Genomic DNA, 408 nt, shown 5'->3' on the forward strand with positions numbered 1-408 from the left:
TCCAGCAGGTCGGAGGTGATCCGCTCGAACTCGGCCCGGGTCAGGGTCTCGTCCAGGAACAGCGGGTTCTTGTCGGCGTCCACCGTGATGTAGGGCAGGTTGATGTTCGCGGTGGACGAGCTGGACAGCTCGATCTTGGCCTTCTCAGCGGCTTCCTTGATCCGCTGCATGGCCATGCGGTCCTTGGTCAGGTCGATGCCGTGCGCGGTCTTGAACTTGTCGACCAGCCACTCGACGATCCGCTCGTCCCAGTCGTCGCCACCCAGGTGGTTGTCACCGCTGGTGGCGCGCACCTCGACGACGCCTTCGCCGATCTCCAGCAGGGAGACGTCGAAGGTACCGCCACCGAGGTCGAAGACCAGGATGGTCTGCTCCTTCTCGCCCTTGTCCAGGCCGTAGGCCAGGGCC

At 64.7% G+C, this 408-nt stretch carries 1 protein-coding gene; it reads right to left on the reverse strand.

Annotation, left to right across the window (positions count from 1 at the left end):
• Positions 1-408, reverse strand: a 408-nt coding sequence (locus SREC43747_RS20060) for an Hsp70 family protein (RefSeq protein WP_037332846.1), incomplete at both ends; no start/stop codon positions are given.

The sequence above is a fragment of the Saccharopolyspora rectivirgula DSM 43747 genome, from assembly GCF_000497205.1.
In the GTDB taxonomy this organism is placed as follows: Bacteria; Actinomycetota; Actinomycetes; order Mycobacteriales; family Pseudonocardiaceae; genus Saccharopolyspora; species Saccharopolyspora rectivirgula.